The organism is Rhizobium sp. rho-13.1 (assembly GCF_007000305.1).
Taxonomy (GTDB): Bacteria; Pseudomonadota; Alphaproteobacteria; order Rhizobiales; family Rhizobiaceae; genus Rhizobium; species Rhizobium rhododendri.
This window is the reverse complement of record NZ_SCFL01000025.1, coordinates 1-17,129: the sequence shown is the minus strand read 5'-3', so window position 1 is coordinate 17,129 and position 17,129 is coordinate 1. Positions and strand designations below refer to the sequence as shown.

Genomic DNA, 17,129 nt, shown 5'->3' with positions numbered 1-17,129 from the left:
GACGCAGCGTTGGAATGCCGATCAACTCCATACCGGTGTCCTAGCGCGAATATTTTTTACAGTTTCTATGGAATAAGAATGACCTGTCTTCCTCCCCAGCTTGGCAGGTTCTACTTTCCACCTACCGATAATCCTCAGGGAGACAGGCTCACATGGCCGCAGAATTCATCAGCGTCACGTTTCCAAACGAATCCAACGATCTCAATCCCATTCCCGATGCACCGGTGGATCCGCTCTTCCTCGAGCGCTATGCCCGCTCCCTCGACGATTACGGCTTCAACTATACCCTGATCCCCTACTCATCGTCATCTTTCGATCCCTTCACCATTGGCGCGACCATCCTCGCCCATACGAAGAATATCAAGATCATCGTCGCCCTGCGGCCCAACACCGTCTATCCGACAGTTGCGGCGAAATCGCTCGCGACGCTCGATCAGCTGAGCGGCGGGCGCGTGGTCGTCCACTTCATTGCCGGCGGTAATGATGACGAGCAGGCGCGCGAAGGCGATTTTCTCAACAAGGAAGAGCGTTACGAGCGGCAGGAAGAATATATCCGCATCCTGCGACTGGTCTGGACATCGACCGAGCCTTTCGACTTCGATGGCAAATACTACCAGTTTAAACAGTTCCGCAGTGCCGTGCGCCCGACGAACGGCCTCATTCCCATCTCGCTCGGCGGTTCCTCCGATGCCGCCTACCGGATCGGTGGTTCGCTGGCCGATATCTTTGGCCTCTGGGGCGAGCCGCTGGCCGAAACCAAGCAGCAGATCGATCGGATCTATGCCGAAGCCGCAAAAGCGGGCCGGGTCGATCGTCCGCGCATCTGGGTCACCTTCCGACCGATCGTGGCCGAGACCGATGAACTCGCCTGGGTGAAAGCACACAAGGTCCTTGATCGGCTTAACGAGAACCGCGAGAAGGGTCTCAGCCGCTCTCCACTTTCGGCTCCGCGCCCCGCCAATGTCGGCTCGCAGCGGCTGTTGGACATTGCATCCCGTGGCAATGTCCAAGATCGCGCCCTTTGGTATCCGACGGTGACCGCCACCAATGCAAGCGGGGCCACCACCGCGCTCGTCGGATCGCCGCAGACCATCGCCGATTCCATTCTCGATTACATCGATCTTGGCGCCGACCTGATCTCGATCCGCGGCTATGACAACTACAACGATGCCGTCGATTATGGCCGCTACATCCTGCCACTGGTGCGCGAAGGCATTCGTGATCGGGAAGACTCGAAGAAGAAGGCGGCCGCCTGAATTCTTCGTCAGGCGCGCACAGACGTTTCGCATACCAAGCTTTTGCGCCGAGCGATCGGCGCAATCTGTCTCGCGGCAGAGAAGGCCGCGCTTATCCCACAGTCAGAAGGCCCCGGCCCATGCCCCATGATACAAGCAGTCTCGACGCAACGGTTCGGATTGTTGCAGAAGCCGCTCCCGATGCTGATCGCAGCGGCTCGTTTCCTTGGGCAGGCATTCGCGCCGTTCATGAAAGCGGCCTTCTGGAAACCACCGTCGGCACCCGCTTTGGCGGCAGGGGCGGCAGCCTTTACGATGCTGCCCAGATTCTGGCAGCGCTCGGGCGCGGCGATCCGTCCGTGGCGCTGATCACCGCCATGACCATCTTCAACCATCTTGGCCAGGCCACCAGAAACAATTGGCCAGAAGATCTCTACAAGCGCCTGCTGGAAGAGGCAAAGGACCGCCCGCTGCTGCTGAACGCCGCCCGCGTCGAGCCGGAACTGGGCTCGCCCGCGCGCGGCGGCCTGCCGGCGACCCTCGCCCGCCGAACCCGGAATGGCTGGGCGATCAACGGCCACAAGCGTTTCGTTACCGGTGCCCATGGGCTTACACACTTCCTGGTTTGGGCGCACACCGACGAAACGACGACACGCGTTGGAACCTTCATCGTGCCAAACGGACTGCCCGGCATCGAGGTGATCGAGAACTGGAACAGCCTGGGCATGCGCGCCTCAGGCTCTCACGACGTCAAATACCATGACGTGGAAATCCCGGCGGAAAACGTGCTGGACCTCGTCGATCCTTCCGTGGCCCAGCAGGACAATCGGGCCCACGCGGCCATGACGCTGGCACTGACCGCGATCTATCTGGGCGTTGCCGAAGCGGCCCAGGCCGAGTTCATCCGCTATGCCCACGAGCGCGTACCGACCAATCTCGGCCATCACATTGCTCGCACGGAGCGGTTCGTCAACCTCTCAGGAGAAATCGACCTGCTCGTTTCCGGTGCCCGCCATATCATCTTCGACTCGCTCGAAAGCGGCCAGGGCGACCCGGAACGGCTGATCCGCGCCCGGATCATAGCCGGTCGGCAGCTGCGCGATGCGGTCCAGCTCGCGGTGCGAAGCCTTGGTAATCCGGGTCTCGGTGGCGATCTGGGGCTTGAGAGGCATTTTCGCGACATCCAGGCAGTTCTCGTCCACGCTCCGCAGGAAGATACATGCATGTCCATCCTCGGGCGCGCAGCTTTTGATCGATGGAGACAGGGCCAGGCCGCCGTATCGCAATATTCCACGGACATCCCCGTCCTCAAGACAGCCTGAAGCAGACGCACAATGAAACGCTACATCATCGTCGGCGCTGGCGCGGTTGGCGCAAGTCTCGCCGCCCAGTTCGAGATCAACGACATTCCTTATGTCCTGGTGGGACGCGGGGCGCAGATATCGCATATCGCGCTTCATGGCCTGTCCTATCGCAGGCCCAGGGAAACGGGAATTGTCCGGCTTAACGCGGTCGATACCGCAACGCCGCCCGACCTCTCACCGGACGATATCCTTCTCCTGACGGTGAAGGCGCAGGATGTCGAGGCTGCAACCAATTTCTGGGCGTGGCGCGATGTAGAGGGAGGCGGGCTTGCATCGGAACTGCCCCTGGCAACATTCCAGAATGGATTGGCCGCCGAGGACATCGCGTTTCGACGCTTCAGCCATGTCTATGCGGCGAGCATTCTCATTCCCGCACGCTATACCGTTACCGGCGAGGTTGTCGTTGCCGGCGAGCCCAATATCGGCGTGGTGACCCTTGGACGCTATCCGCATGGCCTCGATGACACAGCATCGGCCATCACCTCTGATCTGACGAAGGCGGGATATCTGGCAGAGGCCCGGGCCGACATCCGGCGCTGGAAGGCCGCGAAGCTGGAACACAATGTCACCAACGCCGTCGAGCTTTTCGCCGGAGCACCGGAGGCCCGCGCCAGAGCCGCTACCGATCTCGCAAGTGAAGCACGCACCGTGTTGGAGGCCGCGGGATACGACCCCGCTGCATCTTCGGAACGCGTTGTCGATATATCCGGCTGGCGGGTCGCGCAAGGCAGCGGCATCGAGCGCGGCCAGCAATCGACGTGGCAAAGCTTCGTGCGCGGCACATCGAGCGAAGTCGATTATCTGAACGGTGAGATCGTGCGCCTCGGGCGCCTTCACGGCGTAGCCGCACCGATCAACGCCGCCTTTCAGCAGGCGGTGGCGAAGCTTGCTCGCGATGGAGCACTGCCGGGTTCGGTGGACGTCGCCACCGTATTCGGTTGAAACAATGGGACAGCTGAAGAAATATGTAGTCGGAATTACTGACCACATGATCGGCACGCCCGATCTTGAGGCGGAGGTTCTCGGAAGCGATGTCGAAATCGATTTCTTCGGCACCACCGACGAGATGCTTTTCGATCCGAACCGTCTGGCCCGGCTCGACGCTCTGATGGTCTGGGGCGCGCGATTGGGTGCCAGAAGTATTGCCCATCTGGCGCGCTGCAGAGGCGTCGTGCGCTACGGCGTCGGTTATGAAAAGATCGATCTTGCGGCTCTCGACAGTGCCGGCATCCCCTTTGCGAACAATCCCGACTATGGCACCGAGGAAGTCGCTGACCATGCGATCGCCATGATCATGTCCCTGCACAGGCGGCTATGGGAGCATGATGCCCGCGCTCGCGGCTATACGTCCGGATGGCAGATCCACAGCCTGACACCTCTTTCGCGCTCGAATGAGGCCACCGTGGGTGTCGTAGGGGTAGGGCGAATAGGCACCGCGGTCGTCAATCGACTGAAGCCATTTGGCTTTCGGGTCCTTGGCTACGATCCCGGCCAGGCGCCCGGTCATGAGAAGGCGGTCGGGTACCAGCGCGCCCAAAGACTGGATGATCTGCTGGCGCAATCCGATATCGTTACGCTCCATTGTCCCACGACAACAGAGACGCGCGGCATGCTAGATGCCGACGGGCTTGCCTGGCTCAAGCCGGGGGCAATTCTGGTCAATACGGCCCGGGGCGAACTGCTTGATGACTTCGACGCGCTTGAAGCGTCGCTCAAAAGCGGCCGCCTAAGAGCGGCAGCGATCGACACGCTGGTGCAGGAACCGCCTCGCGACCATCCGCTGCTGTCGGCGTGGCGCAACCGTGAAGACTGGCTCGCGGGACGCTTGGTGATAACGCCGCACAAGGCTTTCTATTCAGACCATGCCGCCATCGAGATGCGACACAACGCAGCGCAAACTGTCAAATTGTTGCTTGAAAATGGGAAACTTCGAAATCAAGTAACGGACTAATGCGGCTCGCATCGAGATGGCTCGCGCTTGAAGGGATCCGGATTTAAGGCCCTGGATTATCGCGCTAGTGAGGCATGGATTTTAGCACCAAATGGTGCTAATTATCCGGTTCGAAGATAGGAGTCAGAGCATGCGATCCACTATCAATCTCGATGATAACCTCATGGAACAGGCGAGGTCCCTGACTGGAACAAAGGAAACAGCCGCACTTGTCCGCCAGGCCTTGGAGACACTTGTGCGGGTCGAATCCGGAAAGCGTCTCGCTGCTCTCGGGGGTACCATGCCAGATGCAGAGGCAGCCCCTCGCCGCCGGAGCGAAGCGGCGAAGTGATATTGGTAGACACCTCGATCTGGATTGATCATTTCCGCCATGGTGACGTGGAGTTGCGCAAAGTTATCGCGGACGACCTGCTACTCTGTCACCCCGTCGTTGTCGGAGAATTGGCGCTCGGCAGTCTTCGCGACCGTGGGGCCGTCATGGCGTTTTTTTCGGCGCAGAGAGAGGCACTAGTCGCTAGCCATTACGAAGTAATAACGATGATCGGTCGGCACTCGATTTTCAGCATGGGGATCGGGTACACGGATGCACATTTGCTGGCTTCGATACTGCTCGATAGGCGATCGTTGCTATGGACCAGAGACAAGCGTTTAGCTGCCGCGGCACGAAAAGCGGGTGCCTCACTGTATGCACCCACGAGCGCGCCAAACTAAAATTCGGAAGGATGGCATCCGAATACGTACGCCTTGAAGGGATCTGAACCAACGACCCTGTTATTTGAATAGAGCTAACGCGCTGAGATGCCACAGCGGGGAAAGTCGTTTGACTTAAGGGGGAAAGGCTGATTTTGGGGCCGAGAGTTGACTGTCCGGTTTTAAGCGACTGGACTGCGAAATCTGCCGTTCTACTATTGATACTATTGCGATCGTAAATCATCTCTGCGACGAGCGCTAAAGGCAGACTTCGATCCCGAGAGGTTCCCGTGTCCGACGAACCCGTAGTACGTACCCATTCGACCGCCCCTGCCGCTCCGACCACGGACGTCGCGATCCCGCTCGACGTCATAACGGGAAAGTCCGGCGGCACGGTCACGATCCGCTCCGGCATCACCACCCTTGTCGGGCCCAACGGCAGCGGCAAGACGCGGGCGTTACGGTCCATCCAAAAGGCGCTTCGAAGTCGGGGCGCGGAGGCCGCCCATGTCCGTTTTCTACCCGCAGGTCGCACCGGACCGGTCGAGCGGTACCGAGCGGCCACCGATTCACCTGGGGTGGGATCAAGTGCAGGCGAGGCGTTTTACGGACACGTAAGCTATCGTCCCAATTGGCACCAAATCGAGAGCGTTGTTGGCGACGTGATGAACCTCGAGCAGCGCGCGGATTTGCGGATCAAGGTCGAAACGCGGCTGCAACAGCTCTTCGAACGGGGAATCGACTTCCAGTGGAATCAGAATGGGCTCGCGATGTCCTTCACCGCCATGTCCGACAGCGCTCGCTATCAGTCCGGGCTCGAGGCAAGCGGGATCACCCAGCTCGTTTCGCTGCTTGCCGCGATCTACGATGACACGATCGGAACTCTCATCATCGACGAGCCCGAAATCTCGCTTCATCCCCAGCTCCAGGCGTTCATTCTCGAGGAGATGGAAACGATCGCCGGCGACTGGGTCGATTCTGGCAAAAAGCGGATCGTCATCTCGACCCACTCCCCGTCGTTCCTGCTCCTTAGTTCGCTCGCCGACCTTTCCGGCATCGTCTTTTTCGGCGGCAATGCCGATTGCCGCCAGATTCATCCCGCCGACGGCCTGCTTCAATCGTCGAAGCTTAAGGAATTCGTCGCGCGGATCAGCCTGTCTCATCGGCAGGCGCTTTTCGCCGAGCGCATCCTGCTCGTCGAAGGGCCAAGCGACGAGATCGTCGCGGCACGCACCGCCCGGCGTCTCGGCCTCAAAATCGAGGCGCGCAACACCCAGATTCTCCCCGCACTCGGCAAGGGCGAGTTTCGCGAGGCAAGGAAGCTCTTTACGGCAATTTGGTATGCGAGTGACTGTACTTGCTGATCTCGATGCACTCGCCGACGACAACCGCATTGTGAACGACTTCAGCGCAGCGGACGGCGCGAATGCGATCGCAAACGCTATGGGCCATCCCTCGCTTATCGACCTCGACGGCAAACTGCGGTCCGAACTCGCCGGGCTGATCGCCGAGAACACCGCGACGATTGACGCGGCGGTCGGGGTGTATCCCTACTGGTCGGACAAGCAGGACCCAGATGTAAAGCGTCGGCGCTGTACGCTCGCCTTGCTCCTGACTGACCCCTCCACATTTACTGGTGAGCTTGGGGTCAAGTTGACGGCGCTGGCCACTCGCTACCGCGTGCTGCTCGACGGGCTCGAACGGCTCGGCTGCTTCTTTCTCCGCCGTGGCGCGATCGAGAACTACTACGCCGACACCTCTACCGGAACACGCAAGCCCGCACGCGCGAGCGCCGAGGCCGATCGCCTAGGCACGATGACGCCCGCGCAGTTGACGGACGAGTATCCCGAACTCGTCCGCGCGCTGCGCTGCGCTGCACCCGGACGCGACATTGATGAGAGCGTACTCCTACGCGGCAAGCTGGCGGCGGCGCTGGGCGCCATTTTCCAGTCTATGGAACCTGGCTCGAGCGATGCTCAGATCGAAACCATGGTGATCTCAGTCCCACCGGCAATCGAAGGACTTTTCACCTTTCACAACGCTTCGAGTGTCAACCAGCCTGCGGTGCGCGTCGAACTCCGTTCGAAGATTTTCAACCTGACCGGATTTCCCCTGACGGTTGCGAGGAAGGACAACCTCAACGAAGCGGTCGGACAGATCCAACCCGGCTGATCGTCCGCTCAGTGGCGCTCCTTCTTCATCTCGTGGCCATAGATCGCTCCCAAGCCAAGTTGTTCAAGGTGACGTAGTTGCCGGTTACTGGCGGAGGACAGATGAAACGGGAATAGAAAACCTTATTGCGGTCCACGCTCGGCCAAGTGAACGGCAGCCCTTGGGAAGAGGTAGCACCCACCCGAACGACGGAGATGAAGGCGCAAAGCTGCCATCGGCAACAGCCCTTGTTGAGCAAAAGGTGGAACCAAGATTTCAGGTCTTGAAGAGATACGAACTGCCGACCCCGCGCACCGCGCAGAAGTTAAAAAACGTAAGCTAAATCAATGGAGACAAGCGTCACGCCCGTCCGTGGAGCTTTTTCTTGAAAGGACGGCATCAGTCGCAAAGATCAGGCCAATCCGCTTTCGTTAACATCATCGTCTCAGATGAAACGATCCGGCGACGGGGCGGAATTTCGGGCCTTCATATCTCTTCGCCAAGCCTACGCGCTTAACCCTCCAACCAACGCACTTCTTCAGGAGTAAGCATGATCTGAATGGCCGAAAGGCTGTCTTCCAGTTCCGCCACAGTCCGCGGACCGATGAGAGGAATGACCGGAAACGGCTGGGCGATGACGTAAGCAAGGGCGATGTGGATTGGGCTGCAGCCACGCTTCCCCGCAAGCTCGATTGCGCGGTCACGGCGGTCGAAATTGCGGTCAGAATACCAGACCCTAACAATCTCCTCATCGTCGCGCTTGTCGCGCCCTGCCCTATCGGTAAAGAAACCTCTCCCCTGGCTGGACCAGGCGAAGTTGGGAATCTGTCGCTTCATCAGCCAGTCTTTCCAAGGGTCGTCGGACGCCGCGACGCAGCCTGGCCAGATGGGATCAAGCATCTGCGCCAGCGAGAAGTTGTTGGAAAGGGCGGCGGGGGCCGTCTTGCCGCTTTTCTCGGCGTAGACAAGGGCCTCATCCATGCGGTCACGTGTCCAGTTAGAGCCACCAAATATACCCCGAATGCGCCCGCGTCGAACTTCCGCATCCATGGCATCGACGAATTCGCCGACAGGGATGTCGGGATTGTCGCGGTGCATGAAATAGATATCGACGTAATCCGTCTTCAACCGCTCTAGCGACTGGTCTAGTTGCCGGGCAATCACGTCGGGATAACATAGAGGCAAATGGGCGCCTTTGCCAATCAGAACGATATCCGCGCGGTTGACCTTGCGGCTCGTATGCCAGTCGCCGAAAATGCTCTCGGTCTTGCCGCCATTATAGACGAATGCAGTGTCGAACAGATTGCCGCCCGCCTCGTAGAAGGCATCGAGTGTCAGTGAGGCAGATGCGAAATTCGGGAAGAACTCGAAGCCCAGTGCAACCGCGGAGACTGGCTTGGCCAAGCGGTGGATCTGCCTCTTGGGCACGCACCTCCCGGCGACAACCGCCGCACCCGTAATGTTAGTTGTGCGCCCGGCAGCGGTCTCGATCCCGTATTCGAGACCGACAGATGCGCGCCAGCGATCGAGAACGCGCAAGTTGGCGAGCGTCTCATCGGTGTTCATGCCGGGGAAGGTGAACTCGCTGCGGCCGGCACGGATGGCCTCTCCCACCGCATCGACTTCGAACGAATACAAATAGCGCTTTTCTTCGACCTCGATTGTCTGCTGTCCGTCGCCCCGGATGATTTCGATTTGCCCTACTCCGCCCCGTTTCCCCGAGGCGAACCAGAAATCCTTCACCTCGATGCGGCCCTCCGAACCGATGATGCGAAGGACGTTGTCCTGCTGTGCCATGATCGAGCAGGAAACCTCAGCGACGATGCCGTTGGGAAACTTGAGAACCGCCGAGGCCCACTCATCGACGCCGGACCCGCCGATATGGGCAACGCCGGAGACCGTCAGCGGTTCGAAAAAGGACTTTTTCTCCGCAGCGCCCGCGAGCATGCACACCATCGAGACCGGATAGCCGCCGACATCGAGGATACCGCCACCGGCCAGTTCATTGGCAAAGAGGCGATGCTCGGGGCGATGGCGGCCCATGTCGAAGCCGAAACTCGAACGGATGATCCGCACTTCGCCGATCGCGCCGTCCCGCACCAATTCAACGAGGCGGGTGGTCTGGGGATGGAACCTGTACATGTAGCCTTCGCCGGCGAAAACGGCGGCCTTCCTTGCCTCATGGAAGATCGAGTCCGCATCGAAGGCTGAGAGCGCCATCGGCTTTTCGATTAACACATGCTTGCCAGCGCGCGCTGCCTTGATCGCCCATTCGGCATGGCCGGGATGCGGTGTGGCGATGTAGACCGCGTCGATCTCCGGATCGGCCAGAAGCGCGCCATAGCCATTTACAATACGTGCACCGGGGAAGTCGTCATGGAGGCCGAGCTTTCCCGGACTGCGAGTGCCGACAGCCACAAGGCGGCCTGTAGCGGAATGGACAACTGCCTCGGCAAATGTCCGCGCGATGGTGCCGGGACCGATGATGCCCCAACGGATCTCTTGTTGTTTGCTCATGGAAAATCCTCCTCAATTGGTCCCGATAGCCGACTTCACGGTGGGCTGCTCCTCATCGCCGGCGCATGCGGATCCCGCGGCTAATTCGCGCGAAATATTTTACACACATTGAAAACCACCTTTTTCCAATTGCGGGTCTCCAGCGACCTGGGCACATTATCCCAGGGCAAAAATCTGTCTCGTTCAAAGGGAATGTGGATTTGTCGGAAAGTAAGATTGTCGAAAGAACTAACTACCAGGCGGGTGCTGGCAGCATCGAAGGGATGCCATCGCGGTTGCAGTTCTTTCACGCCCACCCTCGGGTCATGATACGCCCGCATTGGCATGCGCAAATCGAAGTAAACTATATGGTGCGAGGCTCGGTGCATTATCGCATGGGCGGCCACGATTTGCGGCTCTGCGCTGGACAGATGTGCCTATTCTGGGGAGGCCAGTCTCACAGGATGGACGAATCTTCCGATGATTCAGTTTATGCCGGCGCGCATCTACCGCTGGTGCATTTCTTCCGTATGCGACTGCCGCCGGCAGTCTCCACGATGCTCATGGGTGGCGCGACGATGCTGACGTCCGAAACCGACTGCGCTGATGAGCAGAACTTTAAGCGCTGGCATAGCTGGGCCAGTTCCGGAGGCGAGGAAAAGGCCCAGCATACGGTGGAAGAACTGCTACTGCGCGTCGAGCGAATGTTTATAGAGCCATATACGGTCGTCTCGTCCGGCAACGAACCCAAAGCCGAAGGCGGCTTAGTCCCGCCCTCGCTTGGCGTCGTACGTATGTGTGATTTCATCGCCAGCAATTATCTTGAGGAGATTGATGCAACCGATATCGCCGTCTCCGCCAATCTGCATCCCAAGTACGCCATGAATTTGTTTCGCAAAGCAACGGGTATGACGCTGGTCAAATACCTAACTCTGCTGCGTCTGTCGCGAGCGCAAGCCATGCTGATGGATGGCAATGATAGCGTTCTGCAGGTAGCTATGGATTGCGGCTTCGGTTCGGTAAGCGCGTTCAACAAGGCCTTCCGGCAAATTGCCGGCAAACCGCCTTCGGACTTCCGCCGCGAGGCTCGTGCCCTATCGGGGTGAGCCCAACCGCGACGGCTAACAAGCAACGAGGCAACAGCTATGACATGATAGGGTCGCCCTGCGCCGTTATAGGTTGCTGAAAGCTGACCCAAGTTTACGCCACTTCCATTTTCGCAATAAGTAGAGTCGGGTCCCACCTTACGTTGTTCCAAAGGCAGCAATTTTCGTATCGAAAAAATCAACCATTGCGACATTGTCATGGTATTAGCGTTCGCTTTATCGCCGCGTGGTCAGAGGCCAGCTGAGCGCTACGAACGCCATCCCAGCAGCAACCAGGACGAATGCTGCGTTCAAATTCCAATGCTGCGCAACGAACCCGATGGCGGCGGGCCCGACAAGCATTCCGGAATAACCGATTGTTGTGATCGCCGCGATCGCGTGGCTCGGCGGCATGAGGGTTTGCCGCCCTGCAGCTGTAAACAGCACTGGTACAATATTGGAAGCCCCCAGTCCCACCAGCAGGAAACCGGCAAAGGCCAGCACTTGACTGGGAGCGATGACCGTAAGCAGAAAGCCGAGCGCGGAGATCAGGCCGCCGCCGACCACAACCTTCATGCCGCCAAGCGTTTTGACGATCCAGTCTCCTGACAGGCGACCGGCCGTCATTGCAAAGGCGAACATCGTGTAACCAAACCCGGCATGAGCCGGATCGACCAGCTGGGCGCCGATGAGAAAGATTGCGCTCCAGTCCAAGACTGCGCCTTCGGCAAGAAAGGCCAGAAAGCACAACAGGCCGATGAAGGCTACGATACCGCGTGGTAGAGTGAACAGCGGAGTGTGTCCGACTTCGCGATTGCCGTAAGGCAGGAGACCTGAAAACGATAGGACAAGCAGGCCGACTAACAGCGCGCTGAACATCAAGGTCGCTGTCGATGGTGCAACGCCAGCTCCGAGCAAAAGGCTCATACCACCGGCGCCCAAGATGCCGCCCACGCTGAATAAGCCGTGAAAGCCGGACATCATGTTACGTCTGCTGTCCTTTTCGACGATGACGGCTTGGATATTGATAGCTATGTCCACGGCACCCACACTCGCCCCAAATAACGCCAGTGAGATCGCCAAGCCTGCGATGGTGTCGACAACAGCAAGCAATGGCAGCACAAGGGCGAGCACAAGTGTGCTCGTCACGATGACGGTCCGGCAGCCGAAGCGACTTGCGAGTATTCCAACCATCGGCATGGAGACAATGGAGCCAAGCCCGAGGCAGAGCAGTACCATGCCAAGAGCGCCGTCAGCAGCTCCAACGCGTAGCTTGGCAAGCGGGACCAAGGGCGCCCATGCAGCCATGGCCGAACCCGCAATCAGGAAGCCGGCACGGGTAGCCCACTGCTCCCGTTCTCCAGCCAGGGGATGTTCGTTCATGATTTGGGAATGGGACATTTGAGGTACCTCAAGATAAACAGGGCGGGATTGTCGGACATGGAGGTGAGGCGGAGCACTGCGCACTCTTGTCAGAACACGTAACAATGTGCAAGAACGTGCAACAACATTACCTGAGGGAGATTGTTCGATGCTAACGGAGGAAAGGCTTGACCGCATCCGAGAGCAATTGACCGCCAGCGGAAAAGTCTTGGCCAGCGATCTTGCTATGCAGTTTGAAGTTTCCGAGGACACGGTACGCAGGGATTTGAGAGAGCTAGCCAAGCTCGGATTTTGCCGGCGGGTCTATGGGGGGGCCTTGCTGCCTGCACCCGATCTCGGCACGCTGGCTGACCGGAGAGCCATACAACAAGATGGGAAATTAAGACTGGCGCTGGCTGCGGCGGCGCTGGTCGAAGATGGTCAGACGATTTTCATCGACGCAGGATCAACAAATCTGGCTATCGCCCGGGCTCTGTCTCCAAGTCAGAGGCTGACTATTGTTACCAATGCTCCCTCGATCGCCACGGCGCTGTCCGAGAGACCGAACTATACCATCATCGTCTTGGGCGGCATGTATGATCAGTGCAAGGGCGCTTGCCTTGGGCCACAAGCGGTGCGGGAAGCCAGAAACGTCTTTGCCGATCTGTTTATTATTGGCGCGTGTGGCGTCGACAGCACCGTTGGCGTCTCGGCGCTGGATGCCGGGGAGGCCGAGCTCAAGCGAACCATGGTCGGCCAGAGCAGCATGTTGCTTGTCGCCACCACTGCGGAAAAACTCGGCACAGTGGCGCCGTTCAAAGTCGCAGACGCATCAATGATAGATTACTTGATCGTGGAAAATGATGATTTCGATAAAGCTGGTTTTGCGCGGGCTGAGGTCCAGGTGCATGTGGCACCAGCTGTTGTGCGCGGGGTGGTATGATCCGCAAAGGTCGAGCGCTATCTGCTAGCGTCGAGAACGATCAGGCTGGCATCGATGGTAAATCCTTTGCCGCCGACTGTGATTCGACCTACAGAAATGACCCTATCATCATGCGTATCTGCACCGGGACCCATCGCCGACTTACACCTTACTTTCCGAGAAACGACAACTCAGGCTGCCACCACCCTGGCGAAGGCGCGAGCTCTTCCACCATCAAGGAGCTTTTCTCGGTCTACGTTCCTTTCGCCGATATCGCGTTCCCAGACCCGAAAACCCCATGGCTAAGATCCATCCACGGCGAGGTCGCAACATAACCGCCTTTAGCAGGAAAGCCTGAAGCAATCCTGAACACGTAAAACTCCACTGACCCCGCCGCGCAATACCAAAGGAGCCGCGCTGTGCCCGACGTATTTTCCGTGAAAGCGCGCTTGCTTTCCAATCTTTCCAACGAGGTGCGGCTACAACTGCTCTATATGATCATGGACAAAGAAGTGTCTGTTGGAGACATGGCACAGAGCCTGGGAATAAGGCAATCCGCGTTGTCGCAACATTTGGCGAGGCTGCGAGGCGATCGGCTCGTTAGGACACGTAAAGTTGCCCAGACGGTGTATTATCGATGCGACCACCTGGCCGTGCGACGTTTACTGGAAACGCTAAGTGAGATTTATAAAACGAGACCCTCCGCAGAGGCTGCATGAGGATCAGTAAGCTAATCGAACGAATGCATCGAGCAAATCCGGATCAAAACGACCCGGGGAGCGCAACATCAGATCCGTTGCCTCCGCTTGCGACCAAGCCCGTTTGTAGGGGCGGATGGTGTATAGTTCACAAACTAGGAGCGGGTCTGCAGATTGTTTCTGTGTGCACGCCTTGAATAGATGCGATCCGTCGACGCCCTATCTGGAGGTTAAGCGCCTGATACATCGAACTTACGGGTATGACGTCACTCTCTGGACGTACGGTCTTGAATAGTCGCGCTAGCGTTGGGCGCGAACGATATCGACAGTCATGTCGGCACGATCACTTGCTCCCCGCGTCTCCCAAGCAGAAGAAACCCTAAAGCAAACAGCTCACAAATTGCACCCACCAGGCCGATCATCGCCAAGGAGGTCCATTGGACCGTCGCCGCTCCCAATACCGCACCGATTGCTGCCCCAAGATAAATAGCCGAGGAGTTCAACGACAGTGTCACCGGCGCCAGGTGCGGATCGATCATCAAAAGTCTGACCTGTTGCACTGCCGGTAGCGACCAACCGAAAAGCGCCCAGACCGTGATAGCGCCGATTACACCGCAGAATGCCCATCCCGCAGGAGCGAAGGCGGCAAGCAGTGATAGCGCAGCAAAGGATAGGACCATCATCGCTGTGGCCAGAATTAGAAATTGGCGCTTATCCCAGCGGTCGGCAACATGTCCGCCGATAGTGTTACCCACCGCGGCAGCCACGCCAAGGACAAATAGTGTCAGCGCCACGCCCTGCGGCGATATCTTAAACACGCTTTCAAGATAGGCGCCGAAGTAGGTGTTGACCGCAAACGCGCCGATTAGGACGAGGACCGTCAACACCAGCACCGCCAGAACATCGGGCCGCCGGGCAACAGCCAACCGCCGGCTAAGGCTGATAGGTGGCGGGCTTGGCGAACCCGGCAACCTGGCGATGATACCCACCAGAGCGAGTGCACTGAGAGCAGCGACACCCATGAACGTCGCGCGCCAATCGAACCGGGCTGCGATCAGCGTTCCCATGGGGACCCCTAGCACAAGCGCAATCGTCATCCCGCTATATATGAACGATAGCGCACGGCCACGTCGATTCGGTGCGATGGTCATAGAAGCGTAACCGGCCGAGGCTGGCATGAATGTCCCGGCCGAAAGCGCTAGCAGGACGCGAGCAACGGCAAGCGCTGTATAACCGGGTGCAAACGCAGCCGCCAGATTGGACAGGGTAAACGCGGCCATCGCGCCAATCAGAAGTGCTTTTCGCGGAACGTTGGCGGTCGCAACGGCGATGAGTGGCGACCCAACCGCATAAGCAAATGCGAAAATCGTGACCAACTGTCCGGCCTTGGCAACCGACACGTCCAGATCACGCGCCATTCCTGGAAGAATTCCCGAGATCATGAACCCTTCGGTGCCGATCGCGAACGCTCCAAGAGCCAGCCAGATCAAATTACAATACATGATACAATAATTCCAATGTTCAATAACTATTGAATATATGCGCCTCACGAGGCTTTGATGTCAAGTAGTTCAGCAACCATTGAATTAAGAGATGACGGACGCTATCATGGACCCATGGCTAAGGAAATCTATCACCCCACGATCGAACAGATCGACCTATCGACGGTGCTCGACGCAATGAGCGACCCGACACGACGCGATATAGTCCTGCGGCTTGTTGAGTTAGGCGAAGGAAACTGCTCTGGCTTTTCGGAGTTTGGTTCGAAGACTAATCTTACCTATCACTATGCGCGATTGCGGGAAGCCGGTATCACCTCAACCAGGGTTGAAGGCACGCAACGGATCATATCATTGCGACTGGACGACCTTGAGACCAAGTTTCCTGGTCTTATGACCGCCATTCTCTCTGCTGCACTACGGAGCAAATTCCGGGCCTGAGGCCAGCCTTCCCACTTGCGCCGAGCTGCGTTCGGCACTCAAAGCAATGAGCCTTGATTCCCAAAGCCACCAAAATTTGGCTCCAACAAGAGAGACTAAGATGGGTTGGAAAACGCCACAGTTCGAATACGTTAACGGTTACAAGATTGTGGAGGCGAACGGTCCCGTTTTCAAGGTCTTCGACGGAGATCGCCAACTTGTTGATGATTTCCCCTACTCTGGAGAAGCCGCTGCTCACGCAATGTCTCTACCCAAACTGGATCCGGCCCGGCGATAAGCCGACCTGATTGTAAGAGGGATATTGCGCAACGGGCTTGGGGCGTTGGGCGGTTGCTGCCGTTCAGTCAAAATCTATGCGCTTGAAAGGAATTGAACCGCCTTCCCATCAAGTTCGCAACGATTTCTTTGGTCAAACAAGACGTTAAAGATGTGTCAGCAGACTGGCGCACGGGCTGTGGGTCCACGCGGTCCCTTGGGCTTCGACGTCCCGAAGTCCGGTTGAAACAGGCTGGCAGCAAGCAGAACAGATTCGTCGCCGATGACCATGATCCGGCTTACCGCAATCGGTTGAGGAATCCCGGGTGCTTGGGCTGCTGCTCTTTTATGCGAACGCCTTTCACCAGCTCAGCCGCGTCCTTTGAGATCGCCGATGGCCCCCTGACGAAATACGACAGACCCTGCACGGTCTCATCCGTCTTAGAATAGATGATCTTATCGGTGGCATCTAGCACGATGACCGCACGTGTACGCGATGTACCGATCAAAGATGCGCCGATGTTGCGGTCAGTCCATGAGCGATCGAACACATTGTCGAGATTGGCGATCGCCTCGTCCCAGACCGTCCAGGCAGTCAGGGAAAATTCAACCTCGCTGATCCAGATAGAGACGTTCCGTTCGACCAACATTTCCTGCCGTCGCCGGGTTTCCGCATCTAGCCGCCTCACTCCGAAGTATGAAATGGCGGCCATACCGGCGATCAGGACAGCCACACCGAGAATAGTCGGGCCAACCAGTTTGAAACGAACGAAACGCATACGAGGCCGATCGATAAGGGGTCGCTCACCCAAGAGCTATGACTTGATAGCCGGCAGTCCTTTCGATCTTGAAGGGATACGAATAGCCGACGGAAGTTCTTCACGCCACTAATCGCTGATACAACGAGATTTGTTAGAGGACTTAGCAGGTCGCGGAAATATCCCCCATTTTTCCGCCGATCCTGGCTAGACAGCTCGAAG

16 protein-coding genes are annotated in these 17,129 nt (G+C 58.1%); 12 read left to right on the top strand and 4 right to left on the bottom strand.

All coding sequences use genetic code 11. The features are described 5' to 3' along the window. Nucleotides 1-152 precede the first annotated feature (152 nt). From EQW76_RS26430 to EQW76_RS26395, 8 genes are all read left to right on the top strand, one after another. On the top strand, nt 153-1,256 hold the full coding sequence (locus tag EQW76_RS26430; protein WP_142831768.1) for an LLM class flavin-dependent oxidoreductase: 1,104 nt from the start codon (nt 153-155) through the stop codon (nt 1,254-1,256). Nucleotides 1,257-1,375: 119 nt separating this feature from the next. Next, nucleotides 1,376-2,557 (top strand): acyl-CoA dehydrogenase family protein, encoded by a 1,182-nt coding sequence (locus EQW76_RS26425; RefSeq protein ID WP_143123401.1) that lies wholly within the window; start codon nt 1,376-1,378, stop codon nt 2,555-2,557. Between the two features lie 12 nt (nt 2,558-2,569). After that, complete coding sequence (locus EQW76_RS26420) at nt 2,570-3,541, top strand: 2-dehydropantoate 2-reductase N-terminal domain-containing protein (RefSeq protein ID WP_142831766.1); 972 nt, start codon at nt 2,570-2,572, stop codon at nt 3,539-3,541. Between the two features lie 4 nt (nt 3,542-3,545). Further along, entirely contained in the window at nt 3,546-4,550 is a 1,005-nt protein-coding gene (locus EQW76_RS26415; RefSeq protein ID WP_142831765.1) for a C-terminal binding protein, read from the top strand. Nucleotides 4,551-4,680: 130 nt separating this feature from the next. After that, nucleotides 4,681-4,881: a type II toxin-antitoxin system VapB family antitoxin gene (locus EQW76_RS26410; RefSeq protein WP_142831764.1), complete on the top strand. Its 201-nt coding sequence runs from the start codon at nt 4,681-4,683 to the stop codon at nt 4,879-4,881. Next, complete coding sequence (locus EQW76_RS30010) at nt 4,878-5,261, top strand: type II toxin-antitoxin system VapC family toxin (RefSeq protein ID WP_142831763.1); 384 nt, start codon at nt 4,878-4,880, stop codon at nt 5,259-5,261. Before EQW76_RS26410 ends, EQW76_RS30010 begins: the two co-directional genes overlap by 4 nt. 269 nt (nt 5,262-5,530) lie before the next feature. After that, nucleotides 5,531-6,604 (top strand): AAA family ATPase, encoded by a 1,074-nt coding sequence (locus tag EQW76_RS26400; RefSeq protein ID WP_142831762.1) that lies wholly within the window; start codon nt 5,531-5,533, stop codon nt 6,602-6,604. Continuing rightward, entirely contained in the window at nt 6,588-7,412 is an 825-nt protein-coding gene (locus EQW76_RS26395; protein WP_142831761.1) for a hypothetical protein, read from the top strand. The genes EQW76_RS26400 and EQW76_RS26395 overlap by 17 nt, the downstream gene beginning before the upstream one ends. 492 nt (nt 7,413-7,904) lie before the next feature. Here the strand turns inward: EQW76_RS26395 and EQW76_RS26390 are convergent, their stop codons facing one another. Next, on the bottom strand, nt 7,905-9,908 hold the full coding sequence (locus tag EQW76_RS26390; protein WP_142831760.1) for an aldo/keto reductase: 2,004 nt from the start codon (nt 9,906-9,908) through the stop codon (nt 7,905-7,907). 200 nt (nt 9,909-10,108) lie between these two features. On the opposite strand from EQW76_RS26390, the gene EQW76_RS26385 reads away from it, so the two are divergent. Beyond that, on the top strand, nt 10,109-10,993 hold the full coding sequence (locus EQW76_RS26385; protein WP_161991002.1) for a helix-turn-helix domain-containing protein: 885 nt from the start codon (nt 10,109-10,111) through the stop codon (nt 10,991-10,993). A 216-nt stretch (nt 10,994-11,209) separates the two neighbouring features. On the opposite strand, the gene EQW76_RS26380 is transcribed toward EQW76_RS26385, so the two are convergent. Continuing rightward, a complete protein-coding gene (locus tag EQW76_RS26380) occupies nt 11,210-12,355 on the bottom strand; it encodes an MFS transporter (protein WP_142831799.1) in 1,146 nt (381 codons plus the stop codon). 148 nt (nt 12,356-12,503) lie between these two features. Here EQW76_RS26380 and EQW76_RS26375 point away from each other — a divergent pair, with 148 nt between their 5' ends. After that, entirely contained in the window at nt 12,504-13,277 is a 774-nt protein-coding gene (locus EQW76_RS26375; RefSeq protein WP_143123400.1) for a DeoR/GlpR family DNA-binding transcription regulator, read from the top strand. 398 nt (nt 13,278-13,675) lie between these two features. After that, nucleotides 13,676-13,975 carry a metalloregulator ArsR/SmtB family transcription factor gene (locus tag EQW76_RS26370; protein ID WP_142831757.1) on the top strand — a complete coding sequence of 100 codons (300 nt, stop codon included), beginning with the start codon at nt 13,676-13,678 and terminating at the stop codon, nt 13,973-13,975. Nucleotides 13,976-14,283: 308 nt separating this feature from the next. On the opposite strand, the gene EQW76_RS26360 is transcribed toward EQW76_RS26370, so the two are convergent. Next, nucleotides 14,284-15,444: an MFS transporter gene (locus tag EQW76_RS26360; protein WP_161991001.1), complete on the bottom strand. Its 1,161-nt coding sequence runs from the start codon at nt 15,442-15,444 to the stop codon at nt 14,284-14,286. A gap of 69 nt (nt 15,445-15,513) precedes the next feature. Between EQW76_RS26360 and EQW76_RS26355 the strand changes: the two genes are divergently transcribed. Beyond that, complete coding sequence (locus EQW76_RS26355) at nt 15,514-15,894, top strand: helix-turn-helix transcriptional regulator (RefSeq protein ID WP_244615517.1); 381 nt, start codon at nt 15,514-15,516, stop codon at nt 15,892-15,894. A gap of 554 nt (nt 15,895-16,448) precedes the next feature. Here EQW76_RS26355 and EQW76_RS26350 read toward each other — a convergent pair. Beyond that, nucleotides 16,449-16,928 carry a CHASE4 domain-containing protein gene (locus EQW76_RS26350; RefSeq protein WP_142831755.1) on the bottom strand — a complete coding sequence of 160 codons (480 nt, stop codon included), beginning with the start codon at nt 16,926-16,928 and terminating at the stop codon, nt 16,449-16,451. Between the last annotated feature and the right edge of the window lie 201 nt (nt 16,929-17,129).

What these genes read in the sequence shown, in the direction of transcription:
- EQW76_RS26420 (WP_142831766.1), top strand. Translation starts at nt 2,570, where the DNA reads ATGAAACGCTACATCATCGTCGGCGCTGGCGCGGTTGGCGCAAGTCTC.
- EQW76_RS26355 (WP_244615517.1), top strand. Translation starts at nt 15,514, where the DNA reads ATGTCAAGTAGTTCAGCAACCATTGAATTAAGAGATGACGGACGCTAT.
- EQW76_RS26390 (WP_142831760.1), bottom strand. Translation starts at nt 9,908, where the DNA reads ATGAGCAAACAACAAGAGATCCGTTGGGGCATCATCGGTCCCGGCACC.
- EQW76_RS26430 (WP_142831768.1), top strand. Translation starts at nt 153, where the DNA reads ATGGCCGCAGAATTCATCAGCGTCACGTTTCCAAACGAATCCAACGAT.
- EQW76_RS26350 (WP_142831755.1), bottom strand. Translation starts at nt 16,928, where the DNA reads ATGCGTTTCGTTCGTTTCAAACTGGTTGGCCCGACTATTCTCGGTGTG.
- EQW76_RS26410 (WP_142831764.1), top strand. Translation starts at nt 4,681, where the DNA reads ATGCGATCCACTATCAATCTCGATGATAACCTCATGGAACAGGCGAGG.
- EQW76_RS26415 (WP_142831765.1), top strand. Translation starts at nt 3,546, where the DNA reads ATGGGACAGCTGAAGAAATATGTAGTCGGAATTACTGACCACATGATC.
- EQW76_RS26425 (WP_143123401.1), top strand. Translation starts at nt 1,376, where the DNA reads ATGCCCCATGATACAAGCAGTCTCGACGCAACGGTTCGGATTGTTGCA.
- EQW76_RS26375 (WP_143123400.1), top strand. Translation starts at nt 12,504, where the DNA reads ATGCTAACGGAGGAAAGGCTTGACCGCATCCGAGAGCAATTGACCGCC.
- EQW76_RS26380 (WP_142831799.1), bottom strand. Translation starts at nt 12,355, where the DNA reads ATGAACGAACATCCCCTGGCTGGAGAACGGGAGCAGTGGGCTACCCGT.